Annotated in this window: 2 protein-coding genes; both read right to left on the reverse strand. The window is 75.7% G+C overall.

The annotated features are described in order from the left end of the window. On the reverse strand, window positions 1-879 hold an 879-nt coding region (locus tag ACFYXM_RS33205; protein WP_389295076.1), incomplete at its 3' end, for a beta-ketoacyl synthase N-terminal-like domain-containing protein. A 94-nt stretch (window positions 880-973) separates the two neighbouring features. Next, window positions 974-17,206 carry an SDR family NAD(P)-dependent oxidoreductase gene (locus ACFYXM_RS33210; RefSeq protein ID WP_389295078.1) on the reverse strand — a complete coding sequence of 5,411 codons (16,233 nt, stop codon included), beginning with the start codon at window positions 17,204-17,206 and terminating at the stop codon, window positions 974-976. Between the last annotated feature and the right edge of the window lie 85 nt (window positions 17,207-17,291).

The raw sequence follows: 17,291 nt of genomic DNA on the forward strand, positions 1-17,291 counted from the left end.
ACCATCCTGATTCACCGCCGAACCCCGCACCACCGCCCACACCCGATGACCCAACCGCCGCGCATCCGACAACCGCTCCAACACCAGCACACCGAGTCCTTCCGAGAACCCGGTGCCGTCGGCGTCGTCGGAGAAGGACCGGCACCGGCCGTCCGGGGAGAGCCCGCCCTGGCGGCTGAACTCGACAAAGGTGCCCGGCGAGGCCATCACCGTCACCCCGCCCGCCAGGGCCAGCGTGCACTCCCCCTCCCGCAGTGCCCGCGCCGCCAGGTGCAGCGCCACCAGCGACGAGGAACAGGCCGTGTCCACGGTGAGCGCCGGACCCTCCAGACCCAGGGTGTAGGCGACACGGCCGGAGGCGACGCTTCCGGAGCCGAAGCTGCCGAAGTAGTCGTGGTACATGAGGCCCGCGAACACCCCGGTGCGGCTGCCGCGCAGCGACGTCGGGTCGATGCCCGCGTGCTCCAGCGCCTCCCAGGAGCCCTCCAGCAGCAGCCGCTGCTGGGGGTCCATGATCCGCGCCTCGTGCGGGCCGATACCGAAGAACGCGGCGTCGAAGTCCCCCGCGTCGTACAGGAATCCGCCCTGCCGGGTTGCGGAGCGGCCGGGCGTCCCGGGCGTCGGGTCGTACAGGTCCGGGTCCCAGCCGCGGTCGTCCGGGAAAGCGCCGATGCCGTCCACCCCGTCCGCGACGAGCCGCCACAGGTCCTGGGGCGAGCGGACCCCGCCGGGGTAGCGGCACGCCATCCCGACGATCGCGATCGGTTCCCGGGCCGCGGCGGTCAGGGCGCGGTTGCGCTCCCGCAGCCGTTCGGTCTCCTTCAGCGAGGCGCGCAGCGCCTCGACCAGCCTGGTGTCCGGCTTCTGGGGCTCGGCCATGGTCCTCTTCCTTGTCACGGGCGTCGTCACGAACGGAGACCGTCCCGGGACGTCTTCGCGAACGGAGACGGTCCCGGGGCGGCGTCGCGGACGGTCACGGGGCGTCGTCGTCGCGGACGAGGTCGTCGAGCGCCAGGGTGATGAGGCTCTCGGCGTCCATCGCGTCGATCGAGGGGCGGCCGGGCGACTCGTTCGCGGCGCGCTCCCGAGCGGGGCGTACTCCGGCGAGTTCGAGCAGACCGTCCAGCAGTCCGGCCTCGCGGAGCCTCGCCAGGGGAAGTGCGGCCAGGGCCGCGCGGACGGTGGCCTCCTCGTCGTCCTCCCCATCCGCCCCCCTGGACTTCTCCCCCGCGGGCGGGGCCAGTTCGGCGGCCAGGTGCTCGGTGAGCGCCGCCGGGCTGGGGTGGTCGAAGACGAGGGTGGCGGAGAGCCGGAGCCCGGTCGCCTCGTTGAGCCGGTTGCGGAACTCCACGGCGGTCAGTGAGTCGAAGCCGAGGTCCTTGAAGGGCAGTCCGGCGTCGAACTCCTCGGTCCCGAGCACCTGTCGGGCCTCGTCCCGTACGAGTTCCAGCAGACGGGCGGACCGCTGCTCGGGGGCGCGCGCGGCCAGGTCGCGGCGGAGCGCGGCCGAGGCGGCCGTCGCGGCGGCGCCGGTCCGGCGCGGGGCGCGCACCAGTCCGCGCAGCAGCGGCGCGATCCGGTGGGGGTCCCGTGCGCCCAGGTCGAGGCGGGCGGGCAGCAGGACCGGTTCCTCGCGTCCCACCGCCGTGTCGAAGAGGTCCAGACCCGTTCGCGCGTCGAGGGCGAGGACGCCGCCGGAGGCGATGCGGTGGGCGTCGGTGTCGCCGAGCCGGTCCGCCATGCCGCCGCTGCCCGCCCACGCGCCCCAGGCGAGCGAGATACCAGGCAGCCCCTGGAACCTGCGGTACGCGGCGAGGGCGTCGAGGAAGGCATTGCCCGCGGCGTATCCGGCCTGGCCCGGGCTGCCGAGCAGACCGGCCGCGGACGAGAACAGCACGAACGCCGTCAGGGGCCGGTCCGCTGTGAGTTCGTGCAGGTGCCAGGCGGCGTCGAGCTTGGGCCGCAGCACGGAGTCCAGCCGCTCGGGCGTGAGCGAGGTGAGGACGGCGTCGGCGAGGACGCCCGCGGTGTGCACCACGGCGGTGACCGGGTGCTCGTCGAGGACGCGGGCGAGGGCGGCACGGTCGGCGGAGTCGCAGGCGGCGAAGGTCACCCGGGCGCCGAGGGCGGTCAGTTCCTCGCGCAGCTCCCCGGCGCCGGTCGCGTCGGCCCCGGTACGGCTGAGCAGGACCAGCCGGGTGGCGCCGTGCGCGGTGACCAGGTGGCGGGCCACCAGCCGTCCGAGGGCGCCGGTGCCGCCGGTGATCAGGACGCCGCCCGTCCAGTCGACCGGGGCCGCCTCGGTGCGGCGGGGCGCGCGCACCAGCCTGGGAGTGCTCATCGTGCCGTCGCGCAGGGCCAGTTGGGGTTCACCGGAGGCGACGGCGGAGGGCAGCAGTCGGCGTGAGGCGTCGCTGTCGTCGAGGTCGGCGAGGACGATCCGGTCGGGGTGCTCGGACTGGGCCGAGCGGATCAGACCCCATGCGGCGGCGGCGCCGGGGTCGGTGGCCGTGGTACGGCCTGGGCCGGTGGTCGCGGTGTGCCCGGGGCCCGCATCACCGGCCCCGGACCACCCGGGGCCGGTGGCGCCCCGGGTGGTCACGACCAGGCCGGTGCCGCCGAACCGCTCGTCGGCGAGCCAGTCCCGCACCGTGGCCAGCAACCGCCGGGTCGCTGCCCGGATCTCCTCGGGGCGCTCGCCGCCGGAGTGCGGGACGACCAGGACGTCCGGGGCGAGGGCGGCGGCCTCCGCCAGATCGGCGGCGGTGGTGACCTCGGCGGTCTCCCCGGCCAGTGCGGCGGCCAGGGTGTCATGGCCGGTGCCGAGCACGGTCCACCGGCCGGCCTGCGGGGCGGCGGGCACGTTCGCGGGAACCCAGTCGAGGGCGAACAGGTCGTCGTGCCCGCCCGCGGCGGCCGTGGCGATCCGCGTGGGGTCGACCTCCCGCAGCGTCAGCGACGCGACCCGCGCCACCGGCCGCCCGTCGGCGTCGGCGGCGTCCACGCGTACGGCGCCCTGTCCCAGCGGGGCTATCCGCACCCGCAGGGCCGTCGGGGCCTCGGCGTAGAGTTCGACGCCGTTCCAGGAGAACGGCAGGGCCATCCGTTCCGGGGCCCCGGCGCGCAGCCCGATGGGGTGCAACGCGGCATCGAAGAGGGCCGGGTGCAGGGCGAACGGGGCGCCCGCCGTGTCCACGGCGACCTCGGCATACACCTCGTCACCGAGGCGCCAGGCGGCACGCAGTCCCTGGAAGCGTGGGCCGTACTCGGCGCCCAGTCCGGCGAGCCGGTCGTAGACGCCGTCCACGTCGACCGGTTCGGCGCCGGGGGGCGGCCAGGCGGTCAGGTCGTGGGCAGGTTCCGGGGCGGCGGGCACCTCCTGACGGGTGCCGCTGGCGCGGACGGGCTCCGGATCCGCGGGGCGGAGGGTTCCGGTGGCGTGGGTGGTCCACGGTTCGCCGTCGGCGGGCGCGGCGTACACGTGGAAGGCGCGGGCGCCGCCGGCGTCCGGTTCGCCGATGGTGCACTGGAGGCGGACGGTGCCGTTCACGGGCAGTACCAGCGGCTGCGCGAGGGTCAGTTCGTCGATCACCGGGCAGTCCAGCCGGGCCCCGGCGGCGAGGGCCGTCTCGACGAACGCCGTGCCCGGCAGCAGCGGTACGCCGCCGACGGCGTGGTCGGCCAGCCACGGCTGGGCGGAGAGGGAGAGCCGCGCGGTGTACAGGGTGGCGTCGGCGTCGGCGCGTTCGACGGCGGTGCCGAACAGCGGGTGGCCGGTGGCGGGGATCGTCGCGGCCGGGTCGCCGGTCATCCAGTAGGAGTCGCGCTGGAAGGCGTAGGTGGGCAGGTCGGATCCGTCGCGGTGGGACAGCAGCCCCGACCAGTCGACGGCGGCCCCGTGCACGTGCAGGGCGGCCAGCCCGGCGACGAGGGCCTCGGCCTCCGGCCGGTCCTTTCGCTGGAGCGGAACGACGGCGGAGTCCTCGGGCAGGCAGTCGCGGGCCGCGGCGGTGAGCGCGCCGCCGGGTCCTGCCTCGGCGAAGTGCCGCACGCCCGCGTCGCGCAGGCGGGCCACGGCATCCGCGAAGCGGACCGTCTCGCGGGCGTGCCGCACCCAGTAGTCGGGGGTGGACAGTTCGTCGGCGGTGACCGGGGCCCCGGTGAGGGTGGACACCAGGGGGATGCGCAGCGGGCCGTACGTGACCGACTCCGCGACCTCGCGGAACTCCTGGAGCATCGGTTCCATCAAGGCGGAGTGGAAGGCGTGACTGACGGTCAGTTCCCTGGTGCGCTCGAACCGGGCGGCGAGCGCGCGGGCCGGTCCGGCCGGTCCGGAGATCACGACGGACGCGGGCCCGTTGACGGCCGCTATGCCGACGCCGTCGCTCCCGCCCCCGTCCTGGCCGTCGTCGCCGCCGAGCAGTGGTACGACCTCGTCCTCCGCTGCGCGTACGGCGATCATCACGCCGCCCTCGGGCAGCGCCTGCATGAGCCGGCCCCGTGCGGCGACGAGCCGACAGGCGTCCTGGAGTCCGAGAACGCCCGCCACGTGCGCGGCGGCGAACTCGCCGACGGAGTGCCCGGCCAGCAGGTCGGGCCGGACGCCGAACGACTCCAGCAGCCGGAACAGGGCCACCTCGAAGGCGAACAGAGCGGGCTGGGTGTACTCGGTGCGTTCCAACAGCGCGGCGGAGCCGATGACTTCGGCGAGCGGCCGGTCCAGCAGCGGGTCGAGCTGGACGCGGACCTCGTCGAGGGCGGTGGCGAAGACGGGGAACGCGGCGGCGAGTCCGGTGCCCATGCCGGGCAGCTGAGAACCCTGGCCGGAGAAGAGCAGGGCCAGTTTGCCGTCGGTGGCCGTGCCGGTGGTGCCGGTGGGCGGGGTGCGGCCCTCGACCAGCGACCGCAGTCCGGTGACCAGGTCCTCACGGGTGCGTCCGACGACGGCGGCGCGATGGCCGAGCGCGGTGCGCGCGTGGGCGAGGGCCCCGGCGATCCGGTGCGGGCCGGTCTCCGGGGTGCCGGCCGGGGTGTCCGAGGCGCTGGTCGGGGTGGTCGGGGTGGTGGTCGGGGTGTCCGGGGTGCCGGTCAGGTGGTCCAGCAGCCGTGCGGCCTGGGCGCGCAGCGCCTGCGGGGTGTGGCCGGACAGCAGCCAGGGCACGGTGCCGGGCGCGACGGTGGCGGTGGGCGGCTCCGGGGCCGGGGCCGGGGCCGGGGCGGCCCGATTCTCGGGCGGTGCGGCCTCGACGATGACGTGGGCGTTGGTGCCGGAGATGCCGAAGGAGGAGACGCCCGCGCGGCGCGGGCGGCCCGGGTCCGGCCAGGGGCGGGACTCGGCCAGCAGCCGGACGTTGCCGCCCTCCCACTCCACGTGCCGGGAGGGCCGGTCGATGCCGAGGCTGGCCGGCAGGGTCTCGTTGCGGATCGCCTGCACCATCTTGATGACTCCGGCGACCCCGGCGGCGGCCTGGGTGTGGCCCAGGTTGGACTTGACCGAGCCGAGCCAGAGCGGCCGCTCCTCGGTGTGCTCGGCACCGTACGTGGCGATCAGGGCCTGGGCCTCGATGGGGTCGCCCAGGGTGGTGCCGGTGCCGTGCGCCTCGACCGTGTCGACGTCGGCGGCGGCGACCCCGGCCGCTTCGAGCGCGCGGCGGATGACGCGTTGCTGCGCGGGGCCGTTGGGGGCGGTGATGCCGTTGGAGGCGCCGTCCTGGTTGACGGCGGTGCCGCGCAGGACGGCGAGGACCGTACGGCCGTTGCGGCGGGCGTCGGAGAGCCGTTCCAGCAGCAGCACACCGGCGCCCTCGCCGAAGCCGGTGCCGTCGGCGGCGTCCGCGAAGGGACGGCAGCGGCCGTCGCGGGACAGTCCGCGGTGGCGGCTGAACTCCGCGAACGTGCCCGGGGTGGCCATGACGGTGACGCCCCCGGCCAGGGCGAGGGAGCAGTCGCCCTGGCGCAGGGCCTGGGCGGCCAGGTGCAGGGCCACCAGCGAGGAGGAGCAGGCGGTGTCGACGGAGAGCGTCGGCCCCTCCAGCCCGAGGGTGTAGGCGACCCGTCCGGAGACCACGCTGCCGGAGCCGAAGCTGCCGAAGTAGTCGTGGTACATCACCCCGGCGAACACTCCGGTGTCGGAGCCGCGGAGAGTGGCCGGGTCGATGGAGGCACGTTCCAGGGCCTCCCAGGACGTCTCCAGCAGCAGTCGCTGCTGCGGGTCGGTGACCAGGGCCTCCTCCTCGTCCATCCCGAAGAAGGCGGGGTCGAATCCGGCGGCGTCGTACAGGAAGGCGCCGTGCCGGGTGTAGCTGGTGCCGGGCCGGTCCAGGGTCGGGTCGTACAGGGTCTCGATGTCCCAGCCCCGGTCGGTGGGGAACTCCCCGACGGCGTCGCGGCCCTCGGCCACGAGCCGCCACAGGTCCTCCGGCGAGGCGATGGCGCCGGGGAAGCGGCAGGCCATGCCGACGATGGCGATGGGTTCGTCGGCGGCGGCCCGTACGGCGGCCCCGGGTGCGGATGCGGATCCGGGGGCCGGGGCGTCGAGGGCGCCGGTCAGCTCGCCGAGCAGATGGCGGGCGAGCTCCGCCGGGGTGGGGTGGTCGAAGACCAGGGTGGCGGGCAGCCGCAGCCCGGTCGCGGCGGCGAGGCCGTTGCGCAGCTCCACGGCGGCCAGCGAGTCGAAGCCGAGTTCCCGGAAGGCCAGGGTGCGGCCTACGTCCTGGGCGGAGCGGTAGCCGAGGATGGTGGCGACGCGGCTCTGGACGAGTTCGGTGAGGAACGGTTCGCGCTCGGGCTCCAGCAGGGCGGCGAGCCGGTCCCTCAGCGGGGCCGCGCCGGATGTCCCGGCCCGGCCCGCCGCGAGGGCACGCCGTACGGGCACCAGACCGCGGTACAGCGGGGCGAGGGCGTCCGCCTGGGCGCGCAGCGCGGCGGTGTCGAGACGCACCGGCAGGACGGCGGGTTCACCACCGCGCAGGGCCGCGTCGAACAGGGCGAGCCCGTCCTCGGTCGACAGCGGGGCGACTCCGCCCCGGGCGATGCGTGCCCGGTCGTTGTCGTCGAGGGTGCCGGTCATGCCGCTCGCCCGGTCCCACAGGCCCCAGGCCAGGGAGTGCGCGGGCAGGCCCCGGTCCCGTCGGTACGCGGCGAGGGCGTCGAGGTAGGCGTTGGCGGCGGCGTAGTTTCCCTGGCCCGGGGAGCCGAGGGTCGCGGCGGAGGAGGAGAACAGCACGAACGCCGACAGGCCGAGGTCCGCGGTGAGTTCGTGCAGGTTCCAGGCCGCGTCGACCTTGGGCCGGAAGACCGTGTCGACACGTTCGGGGGTGAGGGAGGCGAGCACGCCGTCGGCCAGGACGCCGGCCGCGTGGATCACGGCGGTCAGCGGGCGGTGGGCGGGTATCGCGGCGAGGACGGCGGCGAGCGCGTCCCGGTCGGCGACGTCGCAGGCGGCGGTGGTGACCTCGGCGCCCAGCGCGGTCAGTTCGGAGACGAGCGCGTCGGGCGCGCCGCTCCGGCTGAGCAGCAGCAGATGCCGCACGCCCCGTTCACCGGCCAGGTGGCGGGCGACGATGCCGCCGAGGGCGCCGGTCGCACCGGTCAGCAGGACGGTGCCGGTGCCGAGACCGGGTCCGGTGACGGCCGGTCCGGCGGTGACCGGTCCGGCGGAGGCGCTGTGTCGGCCCGTGGCCCCGGGATCCCGGTCCGGGTCGTCGGCCGGATCCGGAGCGGAAGGCGTGACGCGGGCGAGGCGCGGCACGTGCCAGGCGCCGTCGCGCAGCGCGAGGTGCGGCTCGCCCGTGGCGACGGCCTCGGCGAGACGGGCGAGATCGGGGGCGGTATCCGTGGCGGCGCCGGCCGCGCTCCCGGTGTCGGTCCCGGTCTCGGCGCCGGCCGCGCTCCCGGTGTCGGTCACGGTCTCGGAGTCGGTCAGGGGTGCGTTGTCGGCCTCGATCAGGACGATGCGGCCGGGGTTCTCCGACTGCGCCGAGCGGACCAGACCGCCGACCGCCGCCCCCGCCGGGTCGGTGCCGGTGACGACCACCAGGGTGCGGTCGCCTCCGCGCTCGCCGACGGGCCGTTCATCGACGGGCCGTTCATCGACAGGCCGTTCATCGACAGGCCGTTCATCGGTGAGCCGGGCGCGCAGACCGTCGAGCACGGCGGCGACGGCCGCGCGTGTCCCGGCGGCGTCGGCCCCCGCCGGGGCGCGCAGCACCTCCAGCTCCTCGGGCGCGGGCACGGGCTCCGTCGGGGCGGGTGCGGGCAGCCAGTCGACGCGGTAGAGGGCAGCGGACCGGGTGGACCGGGCGGCGGCGTCGACCGTGTCGGCGCGCAGCGGGCGCAGGGCGAGGGAGTCGACCGTGGCGACGGGATCGCCGACGGGGTCGGTGAGCGTGAGGGAGACGGTGCCCTCGCCGCGGGCGCGGACCTCGACGCGCAGCGCGGTGGCGCCGGTGGCGTGCAGCCGTACGCCGGACCAGGCGAACGGCAGCAGCGCCCGGTCACCGGCGGCGTCGGTGAGGCCGACGGTGTGCAGGGCGGCGTCCGACAGGGCCGGGTGCAGGGCGAAGCCGTCGACGGGGGCCTCGGTGGCGGCCTCGGCGTAGAGGGCGTCCTCGGTGCGCCAGGCGGCGCGCAGCCCCTGGAACAGGGGGCCGTAGCCCAGACCGAGCGCGGCGAGTTCCTCGTACAGGCCGTCCAGCGGGACCGGGTCGGCGCCCTGCGGGGGCCAGTCGGTGAGCGGTTCGACGACGGCGGGGAGGGTGCCGGTGGGGGCGAGGAGGCCGTCGGCGTGCCGGGTCCAGGGCAGGTCCTCGTCCGTGCTCTCCGGGCGGGACCAGAGGGTCAGCGGGCGGTTGGCGCCCTCGGGCGGGCCGACGACGGCCTGGAGCTGCACGGCACCGTGCTCGGGCAGGACCAGCGGGGCGTGGAGGGTGAGTTCGACGAGGTCGCCGCAGCCGACCTGGTCGCCCGCGCGCAGGGCGAGTTCGAGGTGTCCGGTGCCGGGTAACAGCAGCCGGCCGGCAACCCGGTGCTCGTTCAGCCAGGGGTGGGTACCGGCGGAGATACGGCCGGTGAGGACCGCCTCCCCGCTGCCGGCCCGTACCATCGCGGCGCCGAGCAGCGCGTGGTCGGTGGCCGCGAGACCGGCGGCGGTGACATCGGCGCCGGTGGCGGTGGAGTCGAGCCAGTACCGCTCGCGCTGGAAGGCGTACGGCGGCAGCGGGACGCGGCGGGTGCTGCGGCCCTCGGCGACGGTGGTCCAGTCCACGGCGGCGCCGTGGGTGAACGCCTCGCCCAGGGCGACGAGCAGCCGGTCCCGGCCGCCCTCGTCACGGCGCAGCGAGCCGACGGCGGCCACGGCGGCGTCGGTCTCCTGGATGCCGACGGTGAGCACCGGGTGCGGGCTGCACTCGACGAACAGGGCGTGTCCGTCGGCGGCGGCGCCGCGTACCGCCTCCTCGAACAGCACGGTGTTGCGGAGGTTGGTGTACCAGTAGTCGGCGCCGAGCCCGGCGGTGTCGACCGCGGTTCCGGTGACGGTGGAGTAGAAGGGGATGTCGGTGGTGCGCGGGCGGATCCCGTCGAGCACGTCGGCGAGGCGTTCGCGCAGGGACTCCACGTGGGCGCTGTGCGAGGCGTAGTCCACGGGCAGCCGCTTGGCACGGACGTGCTCGGCGCGCAGCCGGGCGAGGAGTTCGTCGAGGGCGTCGGAGTCGCCGGAGACGACCGTGGAGGCGGAGCCGTTGACGGCGGCGACGGAGAGCCTGCCGCCCCACTCGGCGATCCGGGTCCGCACCTGGTCGGCGCCCTCCCCGACGGACATCATGCCGCCGGAGCCGGACAGCAGTTCGGCGATGGCCCGGGAGCGCAGCGCGACCACCCTCGCGCCGTCGTCCAGGGACAGCGCGCCCACCGCGCAGGCGGCGGCGATCTCGCCCTGGGAGTGGCCGATGACCGCGGACGGGGTGACGCCGTGGCTGCTCCAGGTGTGCGCCAGTGACACCATGACCGCCCACAGCAGCGGCTGGACGATGTCGACGCGGTCGAGTCGCCCGCGCAGTTCGGCGCGGAGGTCCCAGTCGGTGTACGGCTTCAGCGCGTCGGCGCACTCGGCCATCCGGGCGGCGAACACCGGTGATTCCGCGAGGAGTTCGGTGGCCATTCCGGACCACTGGGAGCCCTGGCCCGGGAAGACGAAGACGGGCCGGGCGCGGCCGGTGGCGGTGCCCTGGTGGAGGTTGCGGGCGGTGTCCCCGGCGGCCAGCGCGGTGAGCGCGGCACGCAGTTCGGCGGGGCCGGTGCCGGTGACGGCGGCCCGGTGGGGGAAGCGGGCACGAGTGGTCGCCAGCGACCAGCCGACGTCGGACGGGTCGAGGCCGGGGTGGGCGTCGAGGTGGGCGAGCAGCGCGGCGGCCTGGCCGGCGAGCGCGGCGGGCGACTTGGCCGTGAGCAGCCAGGGGACGGCGGGTCCCGGGGCGGTGCTTCCCGGTGCCCCCGGGGAGGTGGTTCCCGGTGCCCCCAGGACGGTGCTTCCCGGTGCCCCCGGGGCGGATCCGGACTCGTCGGACCGGAGGGCCGGTGTGCCCTGAACGGCCTGATCGGCCGGTACGGCCTGATCGGCCGGGGCTGCGAGTGCGGCCGGGTGGACCGGTTCGCCGTCCGGGGCCTGTTCGAGAACGACGTGGGCGTTGGTGCCACTGATCCCGAAGGACGACACCCCGGCCCGGCGCGGGCGCCCGGCCTCCGGCCAGGACCGCTCCTCCGTCAGCAGGCGCACCTGCCCGGCATCCCAGTCCACCTCGGTGGACGGCCGGTCGACGTGCAGGGTCCTGGGCAGCGTGCCGTACCGCATCGCCTGCACCATCTTGATGATTCCGGCGACTCCGGCGGCGGCCTGGGTGTGCCCGATGTTGGACTTGACCGAGCCCAGCCACAACGGGCGGTCCTCGGGCCGGTCCTGCCCGTATGTGGCCAGCAGCGCCTGCGCCTCGATCGGGTCGCCGAGCGTGGTGCCGGTGCCGTGCGCCTCCACCACGTCGACGTCGGCGGTGGTGAGCCGGGCGTTCTCGAGGGCCTGGCGGATGACGCGTTCCTGGGAGGGACCGTTGGGCGCGGTCAGCCCGTTGGACGCGCCGTCCTGGTTGACGGCGGTACCGCGTACGACGGCGAGGACCGGGTGGCCGTTGCGGCGGGCGTCCGAGAGTCGCTCCACCACGAGGACACCGACGCCCTCGCCCCACACCGTGCCACCGGCCGCGTCCGCGAAGGCGCGGGTGCGGGCGTCGGGGGCGAGCGCGCCCTGCCGGCTGAACTCGACGAAGGTCTCCGGGGTGGCCATGACCGCGACGCCCCCGACCAGCGCGAGCGTGGACTCTCCCTGGCGCAGCGACTGCCCGGCCAGGTGCAGCGCCACCAGCGAGGAGGAGCAGGCGGTGTCGACCGACAGCGAAGGCCCTTCCAGCCCGAGGGTGTAGGCGACCCGTCCGGAGATGATGCTGCCGGAACCGAAGCTGCCGAAGTAGTCGTGGTACTGCACGCCCGCGAACACACCGGTCGGGCTGCCCTTGAGGGAGAGCGGGTCGATGCCCGCGTTCTCCAGCGCCTCCCAGGAGGTCTCCAGCAGCAGCCGCTGCTGCGGGTCGGTGACGAGCGCTTCCTTGGGGCTGATACCGAAGAACGCGGCGTCGAAGTCGCCCGCGTCGTACAGGAATCCGCCCCGGCCCACGTAGGAGGTGTCGGGACGCTGCCGGGTGGGGTCGACGACGCGGTCCACGTCCCAGCCCCGGTCGGCGGGGAAGTCCCCGATGGCGTCGGTGCCGTCGGCGACCAGCCGCCACAGGTCCTGCGGGGAGCGGACGTCGCCGGGGTAGCGGCAGGCCATGCCGACGATCGCCAGCGGTTCGTCGGCGCGAGCCCGCCGAGTACGGCCGGTGCGCCGCTCCGCGCCGCCCGCCCCCGTACCGGCGACGAGGGTGCCGAGGTGGGCGGCGAGCGCCTCGGGCGAGGGGTGGTCGAAGACCAGGGTGGCGGGCAGCCGCTGCCCGGTCTCGGCGGACAGGGAGTTGCGCAGTTCGATCGCGGCGAGCGAGTCGAAGCCGAGTTCCTTGAAGGCGCGGTCGGTCTCCACGGTGCCGGGCCCGGTGTGCCCGAGGACGGCGGCCACATGGACGCGGACGGTGTGCAGCAGCGCGTCGGCGCGTTCCGCCTCGCCGAGGGCGGCCATGCGGTCGGCGAAGGCGGGCCCGGTGCCGTCGGCGGCGGCCGCCGCCCGGCGTACCGTGCGCCCCGCCAACGCGGCGAAGACCGGGGCGAGTTCGCCGCCCTGCGCGCGCAGGGCGGACGGGTTCAGACGGACCGGGGCCAGCGCCGCGCGGTCGGCGCGGACCGCCCGGTCGAACAAGGCGGTGCCCTCCTCGGCCGACAGGGGGGTCATGCCGCCGCGCGACATGCGGGCGAGGTCGGCGTCGTCCAGCGCGCCGGTCATGCCGCCGGTCGGGGCCCACGGCCCCCAGGCCAGGGACACGGCGGGCGAGCCGTGGGCGCGGCGGTGGGCGGCGAGCGCGTCCAGGACGGCATTGGCGGCGGCGTAGTTGCCCTGTCCGGGGGCGCCGACGATCCCGGCGACGGAGGAGAACAGCACGAACGCGGACAGGTCGTGATGGACAGTCAGATCGTGGAGGTTGAGGGCGCCGAGCGCCTTGGGAGCGAGGACGGTGTCGATCCGCTCGGGCGTCAGGGAGGACACCACTCCGTCGTCGAGGACGCCCGCGGCGTGGACGACGGCGGTGAGCGGACGGTCCTGCGGGAGGGCTGCCAGGACGGCGGCGAGTGCGTCGCGGTCGGCGACGTCGCAGGCGTACGCGGTGGCGTCGGCGCCGAGGGCGGCGAGTTCGGCGACCAGTTCGCCGGCCGCGCCGCTCCGGCTGACCAGGGCGAGGTGGCGTACGCCGTGGTCGCGGACCAGATGCCGGGCGAGCACGGGACCGAGTCCGCCGGTGGCGCCGGTGAGCAGGACGGTGCCGTCGGGGTCGAGGGCGGGTGCCGGGCCGTCGTGGGGCGCGGCGGCGCGTACGAGTCGGGCCGCGCGGGCGGTGCCGGAACGCACCGCGATCTGCGGTTCGCCGGAGGCCAGGACGGCGGGCAGGAGCGGGCCGGGGTCGGTGCCGGGTTCGAGATCCAGCAGGACGCACCGGCCGGGGTTCTCCGACTGGGCGGAGCGGACCAGGCCCCATACGGCCGCTCCAGCGAGGTCGGGCACGTCCTCGCCGTCGGCGGAGACGGCGCCCCGGGTGACGACGGCCAGCGGGCGGGGATCGTCGTCCTGGAGTGCGGCGAGCACGGTGTGCAGCGCTGCGCGCACCGCATCGGCGTCCGTGCCGGGTGCGGTCTCCAGCAGCCGGTGGCCGGTGGCGTCGGCGTCGGGGGCCGCGATGCCGGGGGCGTCGGTGTCCAGTGCGTCGGTGCCCAGTGCCAGTGGCTGCCACGCGAGGGAGAACAGGGCGTCGGCGACGGGGTCGTGCTCGTCGCGCAACCCGGTCAGCGGGCGGGAGGCCAGTGACTCGACGGTGGCGACGGGCGATCCCGCGGGGTCGGCCAGGTCGACGGCGAAGGTGTGGTCGCCGGTGGGCGTCATGCGGGCGCGCAGGGCGGAGGCGCCGACGGCGTGCAGGGTGACACCGGTGAACGTGAACGGCAGCCGGGCGGTCTCCTCGCCGGAGCCGTCGCCGAGCAGGGCCAGGGCGTGCAGGGCGGCGTCGAAGGCGGCCGGGTGCAGGCCGAAGCGGGGCGCGTCGGCGGCCGGCCGTTCCGGGAGCCGGACCTCGGCGTACAGTGCGTCGCCGTCCCGCCAGGCGGCGGTCAGGGCGCGGAAGGCCGGTCCGTAGTCGAGACCGGAGGCGGCATGCCGCTCGTACAGGCCGGTGAGGTCGAGTTCCTCGGCGTCGTGCGGGGGCCAGGCGTCGAGCCGGGCACCGGCGACGGCCGCGCCGGGGGCGGCGTCGGCGGAGGCGGTGAGCAGGCCGGAGGCGTGCAGGGTCCAGGGGGCGTCGGCGGGCAGGTTCTCGGCGCGCGCGTGGATCTGGACGGTGCGGGCCCCGGCGGGGTCGGGGGCGCCGACGGCGACCTGGACGCGGACGCCGTCGTCGGACGGGAGCACCAGCGGTACTTCCAGGGCGAGTTCTTCCAGCCGGACATGACCGACCTGATCACCGGCCCGGACCGCGAGTTCCACCATGGCGGTGCCGGGCACCACGACCGAGCCGGCGACGACGTGGTCGGCGAGCCAGGGGTGGGTGCGTACCGACAGCCGGCCGGTGAGCACCGCCGCGTCGGAGTCGGCGAGCACGGTGGCGGCGCCTAGCAGCGGGTGGTCGGCGGGGTCGAGTCCGGCGGCGCCGACGTCGCCGACCGGGGCGACCGTCTCGGGCCAGAACCGTTCGCGCCGGAAGGCGGTGGTGGGCAGGTCGACGGTGCGGGCCCCGGTGAACAGCGCCTCCCAGCGCGGGCCGTGACCGGCGGCCCACAGCTGGGCCAGGGCGGTGAGCAGGGTCTCGGTCTCGTCCCGTTCGCGACGGCAGGCGGCGACGAGGACGGCGTCCCGGCCGACGCGACTGCCTTCGGTGCCGCGACCGGCATCGGCGTCACCGTCGGCGTGGCGGCCGTCGGTGTCCTCGGCGGCCAGGCATTCGCGGGCCATGGCGGTCAGCACCGCGTCGGGGCCGATCTCCAGGTAGCGGGTCACGCCCTGGGCGGCGAGGACGCGGATCCCGTCATGGAAGCGGACCGCCTCGCGCACGTGCCGCACCCAGTGGTCGGGGGTGGTGACGTCCTGTCCTGCGAGCGCGCCCGTCAGGTGGGACACCAGGGGGACGGTCGGCCGGTGGAACGTCAGGGACGACACCACGGACCGGAACTCGTCCAGCATGGGTTCCATCAGCGGCGAGTGGAACGCGTGCGACACCTTCAGCCGCCTGCTCCGGGCGAACCGGGCGGCGATCGCCTCGGCCTCGGCGGCGTCGCCGGAGACGACGACGGAGTCGGGCCCGTTGACGGCGGCCAGCCCGACCCGGTCGGTGAGCAGAGGCCGGACCTCGTCCTCCCTCGCGCGCAGGGCGATCATGGCGCCGCCCTCGGGGAGGGCCTGCATCAGCCGGCCGCGCGCGGCCACCAGCGTGGCGGCGTCCGCGAGGTCCAGTACGCCCGCGACATGGGCGGCGGTGATCTCGCCGATGGAGTGCCCGGCGAGGTAGTCGGGTTCCAGGCCCCAGGACTCCACCAGCCGGTACAGCGCGGTCTCGAAGGCGAACAGCGCGGTCTGGGTGCGGGCGGTGCGATTGAGCGGCTCGGGGTCGTCACCGAGGACCAGGGCGCGCAGTTCGTCGTCGTCGAACCGTTCGCAGATCTCGTCGAAGGCGCGGGCGAAGACCGGGAAGCGCGCGTACAGTTCACGGCCCATGCCGGGGCGCTGGGAGCCCTGGCCGCTGAACAGGAAGGCCGTCTGTCCCTTGCGCACCCGGCCGAGCGCGGCGGCCGGGCCGCCCTCGGCGAGCCGGTTCACGGCGTCGAGCAGGTTCTCGCGGTCGGCGCCGAGGACCACGGCCCGGTGCGCGTGCGCGGTGCGGGTGACGGCCAGGGAGTGGGCCACGTCGACGGGGTCCTGGTCCGTGACGGCGGCGGCCAGGCGGGCGGCCTGCTCGCGCAGGGCGTGCCCGGTCCGGCCGGAGAGCACCCACGGCACCAGCGGCGGTGCGGTGCGCGGCGCCGGCGGCTCGGGCGACACCGGCTCACCCACCGTTTCGGCGGCTGGCTCGGCGCCCGGTTCGACGGCCGGGGCCTCCTCCAGGATGGTGTGGGCGTTGGTGCCGCTGGCGCCGAAGGAGGACACGGCGGCCCGCCGCGGCCGTCCCGGGTCGGTCCAGGGGCGGTTGGCGGTGAGCAGGCGGACGTTGCCCCGCTCCCAGTCGACCTTGGTGGACGCCTCCTCGGCGTGCAGGGTGCGCGGCAGTACGGCGTGCCGCATCGCCATGACAGCCTTGATGATTCCGGCGACTCCGGCGGCGGCCTGGGTGTGCCCGATGTTGGACTTGACCGAGCCCAGCCACAACGGGCGGTCCTCGGGCCGGTCCTGCCCGTACGTGGCCAGCAGCGCCTGCGCCTCGATCGGGTCGCCGAGCGTGGTGCCGGTGCCGTGCGCCTCCAGCAGGTCGACGTCGGCGGTGGTGAGCCCGGCACCGGCCAGCGCGGCACGGATGACGCGTTGCTGGGAGGGGCCGTTGGGCGCGGTCAGCCCGTTGGACGCGCCGTCCTGGTTGACGGCGGAGCCCCGGATGACGGCGAGCACCTGGTGGCCGTTGCGGCGGGCGTCGGAGAGCCGTTCCAGGAGCAGCATCCCGGCGCCCTCGCCCCAGCCGGTGCCGTCGGCGGAGTCCGCGAAGGACTTGCAGCGGCCGTCCGGGGCGAGCCCGCGCTGACGGCTGAACGCGATGAAGGAGTTGGGGGTGGACATGACCGTGGCGCCGCCCGCGAGCGCGAGGGAGCACTCCTTGCCGCGCAGGGCCTGCACGGCCAGGTGCACCGCGACGAGCGCGGAGGAGCAGGCGGTGTCGACGGTGACGGCCGGGCCCTCCAGCCCGAGGGTGTAGGAGATGCGGCCGGAGATCACGGCGGCCAGGGCGCCGGTGCCGAGCGCGGCCTCGGTGTCCTGCTCCGTCCTCGCCAGGACGTCCCGGTAGTCCTGGCCGTTCGTACCGGCGAACACTCCGACGCGGGTTCCGTGCACCGAGTCGGGGGCGATACGGGCGCGTTCCAGCGCCTCCCACGACACCTCCAGCAGCAGCCGCTGCTGCGGGTCCATGGCGAGAGCCTCGCGCGGGCTGATGCCGAAGAACTCCGGGTCGAATCCCGCCGCGTCGTCCAGGAAGCCGCCGCGCCGGGTGTACGTCCTGCCGGTGGCGTCCGGGTCCGGGTCGTAGAGGGTGTCGGTGTCCCAGCCCCGGTCGGCGGGGAAGTCCCCGATGGCGTCGGTGCCGTCGTGGACGAGCCGCCAGAACTCCTCGGGCGTGCCGATCCCACCGGGGAAGCGGCAGCTCATCGCGACGATCGCGACGGGTTCCCGGTCCTGCGTCTCCACCTCGCGCAGCCGCTGACGGGTCCGGTGCAGATCGGCGGAGACCCGCTTGAGGTAGGTCAGCAGCTTTTCGTCGTTGGTCATCGGGTGTCGCCACTCCTGTGCAAAGAGGTGTGCGAAGAGGTGTGCGGGGAAGTGCGTGGAGAGGTGGGCCGCGGGCGGGCCGGGG

It is taken from the genome of Streptomyces sp. NPDC002476, assembly GCF_042889785.1.
Classification (GTDB): domain Bacteria; phylum Actinomycetota; class Actinomycetes; order Streptomycetales; family Streptomycetaceae; genus Streptomyces.

What these genes read in the sequence shown, in the direction of transcription:
- ACFYXM_RS33210 (WP_389295078.1), bottom strand. Translation starts at nt 17,206, where the DNA reads ATGACCAACGACGAAAAGCTGCTGACCTACCTCAAGCGGGTCTCCGCC.